The organism is Streptosporangium sp. NPDC000239, from assembly GCF_040300765.1.
Lineage (GTDB): Bacteria > Actinomycetota > Actinomycetes > Streptosporangiales > Streptosporangiaceae > Streptosporangium.
In genome coordinates this window covers 887,921-906,961 of the sequence record NZ_JBEPEI010000001.1, presented here as the reverse complement: position 1 = coordinate 906,961, position 19,041 = coordinate 887,921, and the positions used below count along the sequence as shown (strand labels likewise).

The 19,041-nt window shown below is 74.6% G+C and carries 4 protein-coding genes; all 4 read right to left on the bottom strand.

What is annotated here, in order from left to right:
• Positions 1–75 precede the first annotated feature (75 nt).
• From ABT340_RS04095 to ABT340_RS04080, 4 genes are read right to left on the bottom strand one after another with little or no spacing between them, the layout of a single operon-like run.
• Complete coding sequence (locus tag ABT340_RS04095; protein ID WP_352009153.1) at positions 76–1,752, bottom strand: ABC transporter ATP-binding protein; 1,677 nt, start codon at positions 1,750–1,752, stop codon at positions 76–78.
• Positions 1,745–3,400 carry an ABC transporter ATP-binding protein gene (locus ABT340_RS04090; protein ID WP_352009152.1) on the bottom strand — a complete coding sequence of 552 codons (1,656 nt, stop codon included), beginning with the start codon at positions 3,398–3,400 and terminating at the stop codon, positions 1,745–1,747. The genes ABT340_RS04095 and ABT340_RS04090 overlap by 8 nt, the downstream gene beginning before the upstream one ends.
• A gap of 2 nt (positions 3,401–3,402) precedes the next feature.
• Positions 3,403–3,612, bottom strand: a complete 210-nt coding sequence (locus tag ABT340_RS04085; RefSeq protein WP_352009151.1) for an MbtH family protein — start codon at positions 3,610–3,612, stop codon at positions 3,403–3,405.
• Positions 3,609–19,025 (bottom strand): non-ribosomal peptide synthetase, encoded by a 15,417-nt coding sequence (locus tag ABT340_RS04080; RefSeq protein ID WP_352009150.1) that lies wholly within the window; start codon positions 19,023–19,025, stop codon positions 3,609–3,611. The genes ABT340_RS04085 and ABT340_RS04080 overlap by 4 nt, the downstream gene beginning before the upstream one ends.
• Positions 19,026–19,041: the final 16 nt, after the last annotated feature.

Sequence of the window (19,041 nt, the reverse complement as noted above, 5' to 3'; positions counted from 1 at the left end):
CAAACCTAAGTAAAGAGTCAGGTTTCCTTCACGTCAAGTCGGGGCCGCCCGTCACCCGGCTACGGGCGGCCCCGGTCAGTTCTCGTACCGGGGGTCGAGCGCGCCCGCGCGCAGCCCGACCAGCCGTGGCAGCAGCTCGATGGTCGCGGGACGGTGGGCGATGACGATGAGCGCGCGCTCGTCGCGCAGCCGGGCGAGCGCCGTCTCCAGGCTGCGGGCCGTGACCGGGTCGACGTCGGCGGTCGCCTCGTCGAGGATGAGCACGGCCGGGTCGGCGAGCACGGCCCTGACCAGCCCGAGGATCTGCCTCTCCCCCGCCGACAGGTCCCCGGCGGGGGTGTCCAGCCCCCGGGGCAGCCCTCGGAGGAACGCGCCGATCCCCAGGGTCTCGAAGGCCGCCTCCATCTCGGCGCGTCCCGGCTCGCCCCTGGCGAGGGCGAGGTTGTCGGCGACCGAGCCGGAGACCATGTGGACCTCCTGCGGCACGAGGGCGATGCGTCTGCGCACCTCCTCCGGCGAGGCCTCGCCGAGATCGACGCCGCCGAAGGTGACCCGCCCCGAGTCGGGCCGGTAGAGGCCGCTGAGGAGCTTGGACAGGGTCGTCTTGCCCGATCCGGTCTCCCCGACGAGCCCGGCGTGGGCGTTCTCTGCGAAACGCACCGAGACCCCGCGCAGCACCTCTGTCTCGTCCTCGTAGCGGAAGGTGACCTCCTCGGCCAGCAGCTCTCCCCTGGCGGGCAGCGGCCGGTCCCCGCCCGGCTCGGGGGCGCCCGCCGACAGCAGGTCGAGCAGCCGGGCCAGCCCGGCCCTCACGGTCTGCATCTCCCCCGCGAGCTGGGACAGGTCGCCGAACCCCTCGAACAGGTTGCGCCCGGCCAGCACGAAGACGACCGCGGTGGAGACGCTCAGATGCCCTCCGACGGCCAGCCAGGCACCGAAGCCCAGGAGCACGGCCATGGCCGCCCCCTCGACCAGGGTGATCGCGCCGATCCTGTTCTCCACCACGACCGTGCGGCGCTGGGTGAGGAGGGCGGCCAGGTTGTCCCGGTCGAAACGGGCCAGCCAGGCGGGCATGCCGCCCGCGGAGCGCAGCTCCTCACGCGCGTCGAGGGTCTCGGCGAAGGTGCCCGCCATGGTCGCCTCCGCCCCGGCGTGCGCGCCGAACGCGGAACCGGCGTCCTTGGCGAACCAGCGGGTGATCAGCAGCGCCGGGGGCAGGAAGACCGCGACGACCACGAGGGTCAGCGGCCAGGAGTAGCCGAGCAGCACGACGGCGGTGAAGGCCAGCGTCGCGGTGACGCCGAGCAGGTTCGGCAGCGCGGTGCGGACGAACATGGCCAGCTCGGCGATCTCCCCGGTGGCGCGCTGCAGCAGCGAGCCGTCGCGGTGCGCCTCGATGAAGCGCAGCGGCGCCCCGGCGAGTCGTTCCGCGGCGCGTTCGCGCAGTTCCCTGGCGACCCGCTCTCCCGCGTCGGCCAGGGTGGTCGCGGCGAACCTGGCCAGCAGCGCCTGCGCGACGACGAGCCCGGCCAGCAGCGCGACGGCCGTGAGCAGCCGGTCGCGGTCGCCTTCGGTCAGCGCCTCGACGGCCAGGCCGATGAACGGCGCCAGGGCGACCAGCGCGGCGCTCTCGGCCAGGCTGAGCAGCAGCGCGAGCAGGATCCTGCCCGAGTGCGGCCGCAGGTACGGCCAGGCGCGGCGCAGCAGCCTCCTGGTGGACGGCTCGTCGGACAGCATGACGACCTCAGCCATGGGAGACCTCCGCTCCGGTGAGGTCGAGCACACGGTCGGCGGCGTCCGCGACCGCGGCCCTGTGGGTCACGAAGACGACGGCGGTCCGCGGCGACCAGCGGCGCAGCCGGTCCAGGACGTGCGCCTCCGTCGTCTCGTCGAGGGCGGAGGTGACGTCGTCGAGCAGCAGCACGGCCGGTCGGCCGAGCAGGGCGCGGGCGAGGGCGAGCCGTTTCACCTGGCCGCCGGACAGGGCCCCGCCGCGCTCGCCGACCTCCGCGTCGAGAGGCAGGTCGATGGCCGCGGTGTGGCAGGCGGCACGCAGGTCGTCCTCGTCCAGGTCACGGCCGAGCCTCAGGTTGTCGGCGACGGTCCCGGAGACCAGCACGGGCCGCTGGGAGACCAGGACCAGGCTCGCCGCCACCTCGTCGGGGTCGGCGGCGCGCAGGTCGAGGCCGCCGTAGGAGACGGTCCCCTCCGAGGGGTCGGCGCGACGGCACAGCAGCCGCAGCAGCGTCGACTTGCCCGAGCCGCTCGGCCCGGTCACGGCCAGCAGCTCCCCCGGCTTCACCGAAAGCGACAGCGGGCCGAGCACCCGCCGCCCGTCTCGGACGACCGTCACGTCCTCGCAGGCGAGGACGGCGTCCGCGGGCAGCGGGAGGGGGTCGGACGGCCGGTCGAGCGCCGGGCGCAGCGCGAGGACCTCGGCGATGCGGCGGGCGGCGACGACGGCCTGGCCCCGGTCGGCGAAGCGTTCGACGGCCACGCCGACGGCCAGGGTGAGCGTGACCATCCACGTGGTGAACGCGACGAGGCCGCCGACGGTGAGGTCTCCGGCGAGCACCGCCATGCCGCCGAAGCCGATCCCGGCGACCACCGCCAGGCGGGGGATCATCGGCCCGAGCGCCGACCAGGTCGCCGAGATCCGGGCGGCGCGCATGGTCGTCTCCGTGACGCGGGCGCTGTGCGCGCGGTGCCTGCCGAGCAGGACGTCGGCGCCGCCGAGGCCGCGCAGCGCGCCGCCGACGGTCAGCAGGTCCGCGACGGCGTCGGCGCGGGCGGCGTGCGCGTCGGACAACTCGGCGAGCGCGGGCTCGAACCTGCGGGAGAACACCACGTTGACCAGGATCAGCGGCGGGATCATGGCGAGCGTCACGTAGAGCAGGACGGGTTCGAGCGTGGCCAGGGCGGGCAGCACGACCGCGAACGTGGTGGCGATGACCGCCCAGGTGGTCAGGCCGTGCACCCAGATGCGCACCAGGTCCACATCCCGGGTCACGCTCATGGCCAGGTCGCCCCGGCCGCCCCGCCCGGCCAGGTCGTCGTCGCCGAGCGCGGCGACGTGCCGGACCAGGCGGTGCCGCAGCGTGACGCCCGCCCGGGCGTCGGCCAGGTTCGCCCACCACTGCCAGCCGGCGAGCCCGGCCCACTGGACCGCGGCGGCGGCCAGGACGGCCAGCGCCCAGGTGATCGTGGTACCGACGTCGGAGCGGGAGATGCCGTCGTCGACGGCGCGCTGCACGCACCAGGGGATGGCCAGCAGCGCGACCTGCCTGACGACGGCCGAGACGACGGCGGCGGCCAGGGTGCGCCGCTGCGCCAGCAGGCACTGGCGCAGCAGCGAGGAGGGCCGGGGTGGCCGGGGTGAGGAGGGATCGGAGAGCGGCAAGCTCAGCCGCCCATCTCGGCGACGAGGCTCTTCGGGCGCATGTCGGTCCAGTTGGCCTCGACGTAGGCCAGGCAGTCGGCGCGGGAGGCCGGGCCGTGGACGCTCTCCCAGCCGCCGGGCACGTCGGCGAAGGCGGGCCACAGCGAGTGCTGCCCCTCGGCGTTCACCAGCACCAGGTAGCGGGCGTCGGCGTCTTCGAAGGGATTGGTCATCGGGGGTTCTCCTGTGCTGGTCTCGTGGTCTGGATCTCGTTGAGCGCGCGGTTCACGATGGGGCCGATCACGGTGAGCGCCCTGGGGGTGAGCAGTTCCGCGTGGGTGAAGTCCACGTCGTGGTTGACGATCTCCCCGTCCACGTGGGCGGCCCACTGCAGGTGGTCACCGGTCTCCACCCGGTCCTTGGTGGCGGTGACGACGAGCAGGTCGCCGTCGTAGCGGGCGTAGTCCGCGCCGAGCAGCAGGTCCATGCAGGCGCGGTGGACGGTCGCGATGGCCCGCACCGTGGCGTCGTCGAAGTCGGCGAGCACACCCGCCGACTCGCGCAGCCCCTGCAGGAACTCCTCGGTCTCGGCCCGGCTGAGCTCGTCCAGTTCCTGCGGGGTGCGGCTCGGCTCCTCCTCGGCGTCCATCGGGAAGGTGTCGAGCACGCCGAGGAAGGCGACCTCCTGCCCCCTCTCGCGCAGCGCCGTGGCGATCGCGTAGGCGACCTGCCCGCCGAAGGACCAGCCGAACAGGTGGTACGGCCCGGCGGGCTGGACGGCGGCGATCCGGTCGGCGTAGGCCCGGCCCAGGTCGCGGATGGTCACCGGGGCGAAGTCCTCCCCGGTCAGCTGGGGCGCCTGGATGCCGTACAGGGGCCTGCGCGGGTCGAGGTGGGGCAGCAGCCCGCCGTACAGCCAGGCGAACCCGGCGGGCGGGTGCGCGCAGAACAGCGGCGGCAGGTCGCCCGAGGCGCGCAGTGGCAGGATCACGTCGAATCCGCCCGGCGCTCCCCCGGCCAGCCGTACGGCCAGCTCCGCCGGGGTCGGGGCGGCCATGACGGTGGCCAGCTTGAGCGGCGTGCCGAGCTCCGTCCTGATCCTGGCGGCCAGCCGCATGGCCAGCAGCGAGTGGCCGCCGAGTTCGAAGAAGCTGTCGTCGACGCCGACCCTGGGCAGGCCGAGCACCTCGGCGAAGACCCGGCACAGGGCGGCCTCGCGTTCGTCGCGCGGCTCGCGGGAGGAGACGGCGGCGGCGAAGTCCGGGGCGGGCAGCGCCTTGCGGTCGAGCTTGCCGTTGATGGTCAGCGGCAGCTCGTCGAGGGTGACGAACGCCGAGGGCACCATGTAGCCGGGCAGCAGCTCCCGCAGGGACGCCGCCAGGTCGCCGGGGCCGTCCCCCGAGGGCACGACGTAGGCGACCAGGCGGGTGACCGGGCCCGGCTGGGCGACGACCGCCACCTGGCCGACGCCGGGTTCGGCGGCGATGACGGCCTCGATCTCGCCGGGTTCGACCCGGAATCCACGGATCTTCAGCTGGTCGTCGGCCCTGCCGAGGAAGTCGAGGTTGCCGTCGCCGCGCCAGCGCACGACGTCGCCGGTGCGGTACATGCGCTCGCCGTCCTGGAAGGGGTCGGCGACGAAGCGCTCCGCGGTGAGGCCGGGCCGGTTCAGGTAGCCGCGGGCCAGGCCGATCCCGGAGACGTACAGCTCGCCCGCGACGCCGACGGGGACCGGGCGCAGCCGGTCGTCCAGCACGTAGACGCGGGTGTTCCAGATCGGGCGGCCGACGATGGGGGTGACGCTGTCGCCGGTGCCGCCGCCGAGGGTGTTGATGGTGTACTCGGTCGGGCCGTACAGGTTGTAGCCGAGTGTCCCCTCCGTGGTGCGCAGCGTCTCCCACAGGGCGTGGCCGACGGCCTCGCCGCCGAGCAGCACCAGCGGCGGGACGTGCCCTTCGAGCAGGCCGTGTTCGACGAGTTGCTGGGCGTAGGAGGGGGTGACGTTGACGACGTCGACGAGGTGCTCGGCGCAGTAGGCGGTGAGCGACTGCGCGTCGCGGCGCATCTCCTCGTCCAGGACGTGCACCTCGTGCCCCTCGACGAGCCACAGCAGCTCCTCCCACGACATGTCGAAGGAGAAGGAGACGGTGTGCGCGATCCGCAGCCGCCGTCCCGCCGAGGCCACGACCGGGTCGAAGATCTCGCTGCGGTGGTTGAACTGCATGTTGGTCAGGCCCGCGTACGGCACGACGACACCCTTCGGCCTCCCCGTCGAGCCCGAGGTGTAGATGACGTACGCCGGGTGGCTCAGCGGGAACTCCAGGCCCAGGTCGTCGCCGGGCAGCCCGTCCAGTCCGTCCAGGTCCCCGGGGCGCAGCACGCACACCGGCCCGGCGTCGTCGATCATGTGCTCGATCCGGTCGGCCGGGTAGTCCAGGTCGAGCGGCAGGTAGGCGGCGCCGGTCTTGAGCACCGCGAACAGCGCGGCGACCATGTCGGCCGAGCGCGGCAGCGCGAGCCCGACGATCCGCTCCGGCCCGGCGCCCCTGCCGACCAGCATCCTGGCGATGCGGTTGGCGCGGGCGTTGAGCTCGGCGTAGGTGTGGCGTTCCCTGCCGAAGACCAGCGCGACGGCGCCGGGGGTGCGCGCGGCCTGTTCCTCCAGGAGGCGGGCCACGGTCTTGTCCGGCAGCGGGTGATCGGTGGCGTTCCATTCCTGGAGCACCAGCCGTCGTTCGTCCGGCCCGAGCGGGTCGAGACGGCCGACGGGTGTCGTCAGGTCCCCGGCGATCTGTTCGAGCAGTCGGGTGAAGCGGGCGAGCATCGCCTCGGCGAGCGGCCGGTCGAACACGTCGGGCCGGTAGGCCAGCGACACCTTGAGCCGTTCGTCCGGGGTGACGACGAGGGTCAGCGGGTAGTGGGTGCCGTCCACGCTGTCCATCTCGGCGATGCCGTAGGAGGCGGTGACGCGCAGGCGTTCCTCCTCGTCGTCGCCGAAGTTGCGCAGCACGTACAGGGTGTCGAAGAGCTGGCCGAGTCCCGCCGCCCGCTGGATCTCGCCGAGCCCGAGGTGTTCGTGGGCCAGTACGGCGGAGCGGCCGCGCTGCAGGCGGGTGAGCAGGTCCAGGAGGGACTCGTCGGCGTCGAGGGTGATCCGCACGGGGACGGTGTTGAGGAACAGGCCGATGGTCGACTCGACGCCGGGGATCTCGGCGGGCCGTCCTGAGACGGTGCTGCCGAACACGACGTCGGAGCGGCCGGTGACCCCGGCCAGGACCATGCCCCAGGCGGCGGTCAGCAGGGTGCTGAGTGTCAGGCCGTGCCGTCTGGCCTGGGCGACCAGGCTCGGGCCGAACCCGTCGGGCAGTTCGGCCAGCACGGCGTCGGGCACGACCGCGGTCAGCTCGCCCCCGGTGGGGGCCAGCAGCGTCGGCTCGGCGAGCCCGGCCAGGGCCTGCTTCCAGGCCTCGAACGCGGCGCCGGTGTCCTGCCGCGACAGCCAGGCCAGATAGTCCCGGTAGGGGGTGACCCGCTCGGGCTCTCGCCCGTCGTACAGGTCGAACAGCTCCCGCAGGAACAGCCCCTCCGACCAACCGTCCCACAGGATGTGGTGGTGGATCATGACCAGCAGGTGGTGGTCGGAGGCCAGCCTGACCAGGGTGAAGCGCACCAGCGGCGGCCTGGTCAGGTCGAAGCGCCTGGCGCGGTCCTCGGTCAGGATCCGCGCGACCGCGTCCCGCTGCGCCGGGTCGGTGAGGAAGCCGAGGTCGATGCCCTCCGCCCGCGCCTCCTGCCCGGTGAGGGGCCGCCCGGTGAGACCGGTCAGGTCGATCTCGGTCAGCGGCAGCTCCGCCGTCCTGGGCACGAACTGGACGGCCCGGTCGAGGCCGTCGTACCGGAACCCGGCCAGCAGGTTGGGGTGGCGGGCGGTCAGCCGCCGCCAGGCCTCGCGCAGCCGTCCGGCGTCCATCGGGCGGCGCAGTTCGAGGAAGTTCTGCACGGTGTAGACGTCGAGCGCGCCCTCGTCCACGGTGGCGTGGAAGAGCAGGCCCTCCTGCAGCGGCGCGAGCGGCAGCACCTCGGCCGTGCCGGGGGGCAGCTCGTCGATCTGCGCCTGGGTGAGGGAGACCAGCGGCAGGTCGGAGGGGGTCAGCGCGTCGTCGAGGGCGCCGGGGGCGCCGAGTTCGGCCAGCGCCGCCTCCCAGCGCCCGGCCAGACCGGCCAGTTCCGCGCCGTCGAGGACGGCCGAGGTCCAGGTGACCCGCAGCGTCGGCCCCTCGGCCCTGTCCTGGGTGACGGCGTCCACCTCAAGCCCGTACGGCGAGACGCCGGTCCCGATCTCGGGGAGCGTCTCGTCGGCGATGCCCCAGTCCTCGGCGCCGCCGACGCCGAACCTGCCCAGGTAGTTGAACAGGATCTCCGGGCGGGGCGCGGCGGCGAGCACGGCGGCCGTCTGCGGGTTGAGGTGACGCAGCAGGCCGTAGCCGAGGCCGCCGTCGGGCACCGCGGCCAGCTGTTCCCTGATCCGCTTGAACGCCGTGACCGTGCCGGCTGTGCCGCCGGGGGCCCCGGGGTCGAGACGTACCGGGTGGACGGCGGTGAGCCAGCCCGCGGTGCGCGACAGGTCGAGTTCGGCGTGTTCGCGGCCGTGGCCCTCCAGCTCGACCAGGGCCGGGCCGTCGCCGGGCAGGGCCAGGGCGAGCGCGGTGAGCAGCAGCGCGTTCATCCCGCCCCTGGCCGAAAGCAGGCTCCGGGTGAGCGCGGTGTCCAGGACGGTCTCGTGCGTGGCGGGCGCCGTAGCGGACACCGGGGACGCCTGGGGCGTCACCGCCAGGCGGGTGGCGCCGGGGGCGACGGCCGCCAGCCAGTGGTCGAGTTCGGCGAGCCGCCCGGGGGTGTGCGCCTCCTCGCTCAGCCGCCGTGACCAGCGACGCAGGGAGACGGGGACGGGGGCGGGGTCGCGGCCCTCGACGGCGGCTGCCAGGTCGGGCAGCAGGAAGCGCCAGGAGACGCCGTCCACCACGAGGTGGTGGGCGACGACGAGCAGGCGGCCCGGCTCCTCGCCGAGGTCGAACCAGACGACCTGGACGACCGCGCCGGTCGCCGGGTCGAGCCGTCCGACGGCGGCGCGGTACTCGGCTTCGAGACCGGCCAGGCCGGTGACCCGGCGCACCTCGAAGGGGGCCGCCTCAGGGGTGATCTCCGCCGACCAGATCGCGGGGTGCGGCCTGGCCAGGCGCAGCCGCAGCGCGTCGTGGCGGCGGGCGAGGACGTCGAAGGCGGCGGTGATCCGCTCGACGCCGAGCGCGGGCGGCACCCGCAGCAGCCTGGCCTGGTGCACGTCCTCGACCGGGACGCCCTGTTCGCGCAGCCAGTGCATGACGGGCAGCAGCGGCAGCGGGCCGCCCGCCTCCTCCTCGGGTTCCGCGGGCGTCGCGGCGGCGGGCTCCGCCGCCGTGGCGACGGCCGCGAGCCCGGCGACGGTCGGGTGCTCGAAGACGTCCTTGGCGGTGATCTTCAGCCCGGCGGCGCGGGCTCTGGCGACCAGGGTGATGGACATGATGCTGTCGCCGCCGAGGCCGAAGAAGTCGTCGTCGACGCCGACCGCGCCCAGGCCGAGCACCTCGGCGAAGGCGGCGGCCATGGTCTCCTCGCCGGGCCTGGCGGGCTTCGCGGCGGCGGGCGCCTCGGGCGCGGCGGGGACGGGCAGCGCGCGGCGGTCGAGCTTGCCGTTGACGGAGAGCGGCAGCGCGTCGATCGGCACGATCACCGAGGGCACGAGCTGGGCGGGGACACACGAGGCCAGTTCGGCGCGGAGCGTCGCCGGGTCGAGCGCACCGTCCGAAGCACCGACGACGTAGCCGATCAGGCGGCCCTCGACGGCGGCCGCGGCGGCCTGCCGTACGCCGGGAAGGGCGCGCAGCGCGGCCTCGACCTCGCCCAGCTCGATCCGCTGCCCGCGGATCTTCACCTGGTCGTCGGTGCGGCCGAGGAACTCGACGGTGCCGTCGGGGCGCCGGCGGGCCAGGTCCCCGGTGCGGTACATGCGCTCGCCGTGCCCGGACGGGTCGGCGACGAACCGTTCGGCGGTCAGGCCCGGCCGGTTGAGGTAGCCGCGGGCGAGCTGGACGCCCGACAGGTACAGCTCGCCGGGGACGCCGACCGGCACCGGGCGCAGCGCGGCGTCCAGCACGTGGACGCCGGTGTTCCACACCGGGCGGCCGATCGGGACCGTGGCGGCTCCGGGGTCACCGGTGTACTCCTGGTAGGTGACGTCCACGGCGGCCTCGGTCGGGCCGTACAGGTTGTGCAGCCCGGCGCCGAGCGCCCTCCTGAAGTCGGCGGCCAGGTCGGCGGGCAGCGCCTCGCCGGAGCAGACGACGTGGCGCAGGCTCACGCAGCCGGGCACGCCGGGGTCGGTCAGGAAGGCCCGCAGCATGGACGGCACGAAGTGGGCGACCGTGACGGACCGCTCCCGGATGAGCCGGACGAGCCTGGCGGGGTCGCGGTGGTCGCCGGGCGCGGCCAGGACCACGGCGGCGCCCTCGCAGAGCGCCCAGAAGAACTCCCACACCGACACGTCGAACCCGGCGGGGGTCTTCTGCAGCACCCGGTCGTCCGGGGTGAGGCCGTACTCGGCCTGCATCCAGGCCAGGCGGTTGACGATCGCCCGGTGCTCGACCACCACGCCCTTCGGCCGTCCCGTCGAGCCGGAGGTGTAGATCACGTAGGCCGGGCCGCCGGGGGCCGAGGCGTCGGGGAAGGGCCGGTCCCCGCCCTCACGGGGGACGTCGGCGGCCGTCAGCAGCCGGACGGGGCGGGCGTCGTCGAGCATCAGCTCACGCCGCCGCGCCGGATAGTCGGGGTCGATCGGCAGGTAGGCCGCCCCGGTCTTCAGCACGGCCAGCAGCGCGACCATCAGCTCCGCCGAGCGGGGGACGGAGACCGCGACGATCGTCTCGGGACCGGCGCCGCCCTCGGCGAGTTCCCAGGCCAGCCGGTCGGCGCGCCGTTCCAGCTCGGCGTAGGTCAGCTCAAGCCAGGTCCTCCCCTCAGGCCCCTCGGGGGCGGCCACGGCCAGGGCGTCCGGGGTACGGCGGGCCTGGGCGGTGATGCGGCGGCTGAGCGTGCCGGAGGGCACCTCGCGGGCGGTGTCGTTCCACTCGCCGGTGATCCGGCCGCGTTCGGCGGGGGACAGCACGTCGACCGCGCCGACGGTCAGCGCCGGGTCGGCCAGCACCTGGCGCAGCACGTGGACGAGCCGGTCGCCGAGCAGGTGGGCGGTCGCGTCGTCGAACAGGTCGCGGGCGTAGATGATCGACAGGTGCGTGGCCTCGCCGTCGTCCACGGCGTTGAAGGCCAGGTCGAAGCGGGCGTGGACGCTCAGGTCGGGTTCGAGCTCGCCGAGGGCGACGGCGGGTTCCGCCCGGTGGTACTGGGTCATGACCTGGAACAGCGGGTGCCTGGCCAGTGACCTGGTGGGGGCGACGATGTCGACGAGCCGCTCGAACGGCAGGTCCTGGTGGGCGAGCGCGGCCAGTTCCGTCTGGCGCACCCGGCCGAGCAGCGTGTCGAACGACGGATCGCCCGACAGGTCGGCGCGCAGCACGAGCGTGTTGACGAACAGGCCCATGACGTCGTCGAGGGCCTCGTCGGGGCGGCCCGCCACGGGTACGCCGAGCGGGATGTCGTCCCCGCCGCCGAGCCTGCCCAGCAGTAGGGCGACGGCGGCCTGCAGCACCATGAAGGGGGTCGCGCCGCCGCGCCCGGCCAGCGCCGCGACGCCCCGGTGGACGTCGTCGGGCAGGCGGAGCCGTACGGTCGCGCCCCGGTGGGTCGGGGTGTGCGGCCTGGGCCGGTCGTAGGGCAGCGCCAGCTCGTCGGGGATGCCCGCCAGCGCCTCCCGCCAGTGGCGCTCGTCCTCCTCGGTGGGGACGTCCCGGCGCCAGAGGGTGTGGTCGGCGTACTGCAGGACGTCGGGCCACTCCGGTTCCCGCCCGGCCAGCCTTGCCTCGTAGGCGCTCGCCAGGTCGCGCAGGAACACCCCCTCCGACCACTGGTCGCTGGCGATGTGGTGGAAGACGGCCGACAGGACGAGCCGTCCGTCGCCGAGGGTGAACAGCGTCCCGCGCAGCGGCGGCTCTGCGGGCAGGTCGAAGCCGTACTCCTCGGCCTCGGCGAGGTCGTCCGCCAGCCGCTCCGCCGTGCTCGCCACGGTCGTCAGCGGCGGCCGGACGTCCAGGACCACCTGGTACGGCGTGCCTTCGGCGTCCGGGTAGACGGTGCGCAGGATCTCGTGGCGGCCGGTCACGTCGTGCCAGGCGGCGCGCAGCGCGGCGGCGTCGGCGCCCGGCGTCAGGTGCAGGCGCAGCGGGATGTTGTAGACCGGGCTCGGGCCTTCGAGGTGGTGCAGGAACCACAGGCGGCGCTGGGCGGCCGAGAGCGGCACCCGTTCCGGGCGCGGCATGCGGGTGAGCGGCGCGCGGGCGGCGCCGCCGAGCCTGGGCATGAGCCTGGCGACGGTGCGTGCCTCGAACAGGTCCCTGATCGCCAGGCCGGTGCCCAGGGCGCGCCGGATGCGGTTGACGGCGCGGGCGGCCAGCAGCGAGTGGCCGCCGAGGGCGAAGAAGTCGTCGTCGGCGCCGATCGCGGGCACGCCGAGCAGGTCGGCGAGCACGCCGCGGACGAGTTCCTCCCGTTCGTCCCTGGCCGCGCGGCCCGCCGTACGGCTCACCCCGGGGGCGGGCAGGGCGGCGCGGTCGAGCTTGCCGTGGACGTTCATCGGCAGCGCGTCGAGGGTGACGACGGCGGGGATCATGTAGGCGGGCAGGCCGAGCGCGCCGGGGTCGACCGGCCCGTCGGCGACGACGTAGGCGACGAGCCGGTCGTCCCTGACGATCACGGCGGCGCGGGAGACCCCGGGCTGCGCGGTGAGCGCGGCCTCGACCTCGCCCAGCTCGATCCGGTAGCCGCGTACCTTCACCTGGTCGTCGGTGCGGCCGAGGAACTCCAGGGTGCCGTCGGGCCGCCAGCGGGCCAGGTCCCCGGTGCGGTACATGCGCTCGCCGTACCTGAGGGGGTCGGCGACGAACCGTTCCGCGGTCAGGCCCGGCCGGTTCAGGTAGCCGCGGGCCAGACCGGCCCCGGCGATGTACAGCTCGCCGGGGACGCCCGGCGGCACCGGGCGCAGCCTGCGGTCGAGCACGTAGACGCGGGTGTTGGCGATGGGCCGTCCGACGACCGGGGTGGGGCTGTCGGCGAGGTCGGCGCCGAGGGTGTCCACGGTGTCCTCGGTCGGGCCGTAGTAGTTGTGCGCGAGCACGCCGGGGGTCTCACGCAGGCGGCGCCACAGCGCGTCGGGCACGGCCTCGCCGCCGAGCAGCACGAGCACGGGCCGGTGCTCACCGTCGAGCAGGCCGCAGTCGAGCAGCTGCTCGGCGAAGGTCGGGGTGACGTCGAGGGTGTCGATGCGCCGTTCGGCGACCAGCGCGACGGTCGCCTCGGCGTCGCGGCGGGTCTCCTCGTCGAAGACGTGCAGCTCGTGGCCGCACAGCAGCCACAGCAGCTGCTCCCAGGAGGAGTCGAAGGAGAAGGACGCGGTGTGCGCGGCGCGCAGCCGCCGCCCGCCCGCCGCCTCGACCGCCCTGGCGAAGACGGTGTCGCGGTGGTCGCGGTAGAGGTTCATCAGGCCGTGGTGGGCGATCTGCACGCCCTTGGGGCGTCCGGTCGAGCCGGAGGTGTAGATGACGAAGGCCTGCTGCGCGGGGTCGCGTTCGACGACGGGGTCGGTCTCCGGGCCGTCGTCGGTCTCCGGGAGCTTGGTCAGGACGAGCACGGGGCGGGCGTCGGCGAGCATGAGCCGCCGCCGCTCCTCCGGGTAGTCGAGGTCGATCGGCAGGTAGGCGGCCCCGGTCTTCAGCACGGCCAGCAGCGCGACGACCAGGTCGGCCGAGCGGGGCAGCGCGAGCGCGACCAGCGTCTCCCGCCCGGCGCCGAGCCCGGTCAGGGCGTGCGCGAGCCGGTTGACGCGCCGGTTGAGCTGGTCGAAGGTCAGGGCGGTCGTGCCGGAGACCACCGCGGTCGCGTCCGGGGTCGCGGCGACCTGCGCCTCGAAGACGTCCACGACGGTGCCTGCGGGGATCTCCGCCTCGGTGGCGATCCAGTCGCCGAGGACGCTCTCGCGTTCGATCAGCACGTCGATCTCGCCGACGACGACCTCCGCGGTGAGCTGCGCGAGCACCCGGGCGAAGCGGGCGGCCACGGCTCGGGCCTCGTCGTCGCCGAACGCGTCCGGCCGGTACTCCAGGACGAAGCGGGGCCCGCCGCCGTCGGGGCCGAGCACCGGGTTGCCCGAGGGAAGCACGAGCAGCGTCAGCGGGTAGTGCGTGTGGCCCCGGTTGCCTGCGCCGGTCACGGTGACCTCACCGCCGGGCACGCCCTGCCCGGCCGGGTAGTTCTCGAAGACGAGCAGCGTGTCGAAGAGCGTCCCGGCCCCGGCGAGGGCCTGGATCTCGGCCAGGCCGAGGTACTGGTGGTCGAGCAGCCTGGCCTGTTCGGCCTGGAGCCTGGTGAGCGCGGCGAGCGCCGCCTCCTCCGGGTCGAGCCGCACCCGGACGGGGACGGTGTTGCTGAACAGGCCGATCATGTTCTCCACGCCGTCGAGGTCGGCGGGACGGCCGGAGACGGTCGCGCCGAAGACGACGTCGTCGCGTCCGGTGAGCACGCCGAGCAGGATCGCCCAGGCCCCCTGGACGACGGTGTTGAGGGTCAGGCCGTGCCGCCTGGCGAACACGCCGAGCCGCTCCCCCACGGCGGCGGGCAGCTCGACGGCCACCTCACGCGGCGGGACGGGGGTTCGCGCGGCTTCTGCGCCTCTGACCAGGGTCGGTTCGACCGGCCCGGCCAGCGCCTCGCGCCAGGCCGCGGCGTCGGCCTCGGTGTCCCTGCGGCCCAGCCAGGCCAGGTAGTCCCGGTACGGCGGCGCCGGTTCGGCGGTTCCCGAGACCAGTTCGCGCACGATGAGCGGGGTCGACCAGCCGTCGGCGACGATGTGGTGGCCGGTCAGCAGCAGCCGGTGGCGGTCAGGGCCGAGCCGTACGAGCAGGCAGCGCAGCAGCGGCGAGCGGGTGAGGTCGAAGCGGTGGGCCAGTTCGGCGCGTTCGACCTCGTCGAGGCGTTCCGGCTCGCCGGACAGGTCGAGTTCCCGCCAGGACAGTTCCGCCCGGGCCGGGATGACCTGGACGGGCCGGTCGAAGCCGTCGGACAGGAAGACCGCACGCAGGCTGTCGTGCCGGGCGAGCAGCCGTTCCATCCGCCCGCGCAGCCCGTCGACCGGCCCTTCGAGGTCGAGGTGGGTCAGCGAGGTGTAGACGTCGAGTTCGTCGGCGCTGGCGTGGAAGAGCAGGCCCTCCTGCAGCGGCGAGAGCGGCAGCACGTCGGCGGCGTCCCCGGGCAGGCGGTCGACCTCCCGCTGGGTGAGGGCGACCAGCGGCAGGTCGGACGGGACGAGCGCGTCGGGCGTCGCGGCCAGTTCGTCGAGGGCGGCGTCCCAGCGCGCGCCGAGGTCGTCCAGGTCGAGCACGCCGGGCGGGCTCGACAGGTGGACGGCCAGCGAGGGTCCCTGCGGCGTCTCGTGCAGGAAGGCGTTGACCTCAAGGGCGTACGGCGTGGGCATGGCGGGGTCGTCGGAGGCGGTGAAGGCGGCGCCCGCGGCGAAACGGCCGAGGTAGTTGAACAGGATCTGCGGCTGCGGCAGCCCGTCGAGCAGTCCGCGCAGGTGGCGCAGGACGCCGTAGCCGAGCCCGCCGCCGGGCACCGACCTGACGGCCTCCTTCACCCTCCTGAGGGTGCCGGCCGGGGTCGCGGCTCCGTCGAGACGGACGCGGACGGGGTGTTCGACGGTGAACCAGCCGACGGTGCGCGACAGGTCGAGGTCGTCGATCAGGTCACGGCCGTGCCCCTCGGTCTGCACCAGCAGTTCGTCCCCGCCGACGGCCCTGGCCAGGACGGCCAGCAGCAACTCGTCCATCCCGGCGCGGCAGCGGGCCGCGGCGGCCAGCAGCGGCGCCGTACGGCCCGGCGGCACGGTGACGACGGAGCGCACGGCGGTGCCGACGGTGTCGCCGGGTCCTGGCCTGCGCGCGCCGAGCCTCGGTCCCGGCCGGTCGAGAACCCCGGTCCAGTAGGGCAGTTCGCCGGAGACGTCCAGGTCGGCCACGGTGGCCGCCCAGGTGCGCAGCGAGGTGCCGACCGGTTCGAGCGGCCGTCCTTCGAGGGCGGCCCGCAGGTCGGGCAGCAGGACACGCCAGGAGACGCCGTCCACGACGAGGTGGTGGACGGCGACGGTGAGCCGTCCCGGTTCGTGGGTGAAGGCGACCATGCGGCTCGCCGCCGGGTCGAGGTCGTCCCCGGGGCCGGCGGTCGTACCGACGACGTCGGCGGCGGCGACCGCGCCGGGGGGCCGGACGTCGAGGGTCCAGTCGGGGTTGAGGCGGGCGCGCAGCGCGTCGTGGTGGTCGAGCAGGGTCTGCACCGCCTGAAGCACCCGCTCGCCGGTGACTCCCTCGGGAAGATCCACGGAGGCGGTGTGCCGGAACGCCGTGACCGAGCCGCCGAGGTCGCGCAGCCAGGCGACGATGGGCGTGAGCGGGACGGTCCCCACGCCGTCGTCGGGGCGGGCCTGCCGTACGGCTCCCGCGACGGCGGCCAGACCGGCGACGGTCCTCAGCTCGAAGACCTGGCGGGGCGTCACCGCGAGCCCGGCCTTGCGGGCGCGCCCGCAGACCTGGATGGAGGTGATGCTGTCGCCGCCCAGCTCGAAGAAGTTGTCGTCGATGCCGATCTCGGGCAGACCGAGGACCTCGGCGAAGATCCCGCAGAGCGTCTCCTCCGTCGCGTCGCGCGGCGGGCGGCCCGTGGCGGTGAACTCGGGGGCGGGCAGGGCGCGCCGGTCGAGCTTGCCGTGCCCGGTCAGCGGCAGGGCGGCGAGCACGACGACGGCGGCGGGCACCATGTAGCCGGGCAGCCGGGCGGCCAGCGTGCCCCGCACCCGGGCGGCCTCCAGGCCGTCGCCGACGACGTAGCCGGTCAGCAGCCCGCCGCGCACGGCGGCCGCGGCCTGGGTGACGCCGGGCACGGCCGCCAGCGCGGCCTCGACCTCGCCCAGCTCGACGCGGTGGCCGCGGATCTTGATCTGGTCGTCGGTGCGGCCGTGGAACTCCAGGGTCCCGTCGGGGCGCCAGCGGGCCATGTCGCCGGTGCGGTACATCCGCCCGCCCGGCTGGAAGGGGTCGGCGACGAACCGTTCCGCGGTCAGGCCGGGCCGGTTCAGGTAGCCGCGGGCCAGGCCGCCGCCCGCGACGTACAGTTCCCCGGTCACGCCGGGCGGCACCGGGGCCAGGCGGGCGTCGAGCACGTAGGCCCTGGCCCCGCCGACGGGACGGCCGACGACCGGTTCCTCACTGTCGTCGAGCCAGGCCCACAGGGCGTCCACGGTGAACTCGGTCGGGCCGTACAGGTTGTGTGCGCGCACACCGGGGGTCTCGCGCAGCCGCCGCCACAGCGCGGGCGGCACGGCCTCCCCGCCGAGCAGCACGAGCCCGGGGTGTCCCGGCCGGTCGAGCATGTCGGCGTCGGCCAGTTGCAGGCAGAACGACGGGGAGACGTCGATGACGTCGAGCCCGGTGAAGGAGGCGGGGTCACGCCGTTCGTGCTCGTCGAGGACGACCAGTTCGTGCCCGGAGACCATCCACAGGAACGGCCCCCACGCCGAGTCGAAGGAGAAGGCGTAGGAGTGCGCGACCTTCCTGCGGGGTCCGGCGTGCAGGGTGACGCGGTGGTGCTCCCACAGGTTGGCGAGGGTGGCGTGGGTGACGGCGACGGCCTTGGGCAGGCCGGTCGAGCCGGAGGTGTAGAGCACGTACGCCAGCGAGGCGGGCCGTACGGTCACCTCGGGGAGGGTCTCCGCCCCCGTTTCGGCTTCGGCGAGCGTCTCCGGGGTGACCACGAGCACCGGGCCGGCGTCGGCCAGCAGGAAGGCGCGCCGTTCCTCCGGCAGGTCGGTGGGGAGCACCAGGTGGGCGGCGCCGGACTTGAGGGCGGCGAGCTGGGCGACGATCATGCCGGTGCCGCGGGGCAGTTCGAGGGCGACGGTCCGCTCGGGGGCCGCTCCCCTGCCGAGCAGCAGCGCGGCCAGCCGGTCGGAGCGGGCGTCGAGCTCGGCGAAGCTGAGACCGCTCCCGGTGCCGGACAGGTCGCGGACCGCGACCGCCTCCGGCGTCCTGCGGGCCTGGGCGCGGAACGCCTCGGCGAGGGTCGCGCCGGTGACGGGCGTCCCGGTGGCGTTCCAGCCGTCGACGACGAGGTCGCGTTCCGCCGGGGTGATCAGCGGCAGTTCCGCGACCGGCGTTCCCGGCGCCGCGGTCATGGCGTCGGCGAAGGCGAGGAAGCGCCGCAGGTGCGCCCTGAGGGTCTCGGGCGTGCACCTGCCGGGGTTGCCGTCGAGTTCGACGACCAGGACGTCGTCGGGGGTCTTGTAGAAGGAGAACTCCAGGTCGTCGACGGGGCCCGCGGCGAGGTTGCGGGTGACGCCGTCGACCCCGGCGAAGGAGAGCTCGTAGTCGAAGGCCTTGACGTTGACCGAGGGGCCGTACAGCCTGCGTCCCGAGCCGACCAGGTCGAGGTCGCGCTGCAGGTCCTCGCCCCGGTAGTGCTGGTGGGCCCGGACGGCGACGATCTCGGCGGCGGCCTGGCGGACGAGGCCGGTGAGCGTCGTCTCCGCCTCGTGGAGGAGCCTGACCGGCAGGACGTTGACCGTCATGCCCGGCACGCGCATCGACGCCACGCCGAACCGTCCGGCGAACGGCATGCCCAGGACGACGTCCGCGGCGCCGGTCATCCGCCAGGTGTAGGCGGCGGTGACGGCGGTCACCGCGTCGGCCCAGGTCCCGCCCGCCTCCTTGGCGACGGCGAGCAGCGCCTGGCCGGGGAACTCGGCCCGCTCGCGCAGGAAGCCGTACGTGGAGGTCCCCGAGGTGATCTCCGCGACCTCCGGCCGGTCGGCGAGGTGCTCGCGCCACCAGTCGCGGTCCTGCTCGCGCCCGCCGGAGGTCCGGTAGTCGACCTCCTGGCCGACGACCGCCCCCAGCCGCCCGAACGGGCTGTCCCCGTACGGCCTGCCCGCGGCCAGCGCCGTGTAGATCTGCGCGACCCGCCCGGCCAGCAGGGCGAAGCTGTAGCCGTCCATGAGGATGTGGTGGAAACGCTGGTACCAGAGGTAGCGCTGGGGGCCGACCTCGTAGAGGGTCTCGGCGACCAGCGGCCCGGTCAGGATGTCGACCGGGGTCGCGAGGTCGGCCCGCATGGCGCGCAGCGCCTCCTCGGGGTCGCAGCGGACGACGCCGAAGTCCCAGTCCGCGGCCTCGCCGATCACCTGCCACGGCCCGTCGGGGCCGTCCACGATCCGCACGTTCAGGGCCTGCGTCTCGCCGACCCCGATCCGTACGGCCTCGCCGAACAGGTCCAGGTCGAGGGGTCCGCACAGCTCGACGTACTGGCCGACGTTGAAGCTCGGGTCGGCGGGGTCGAGGCGCTGGGCGTACCAGACGCCCAGCTGCGCGCCGGTCAGCGCGAGCACGTCCGCGGGCAAGGGGAACCTCTTTCTC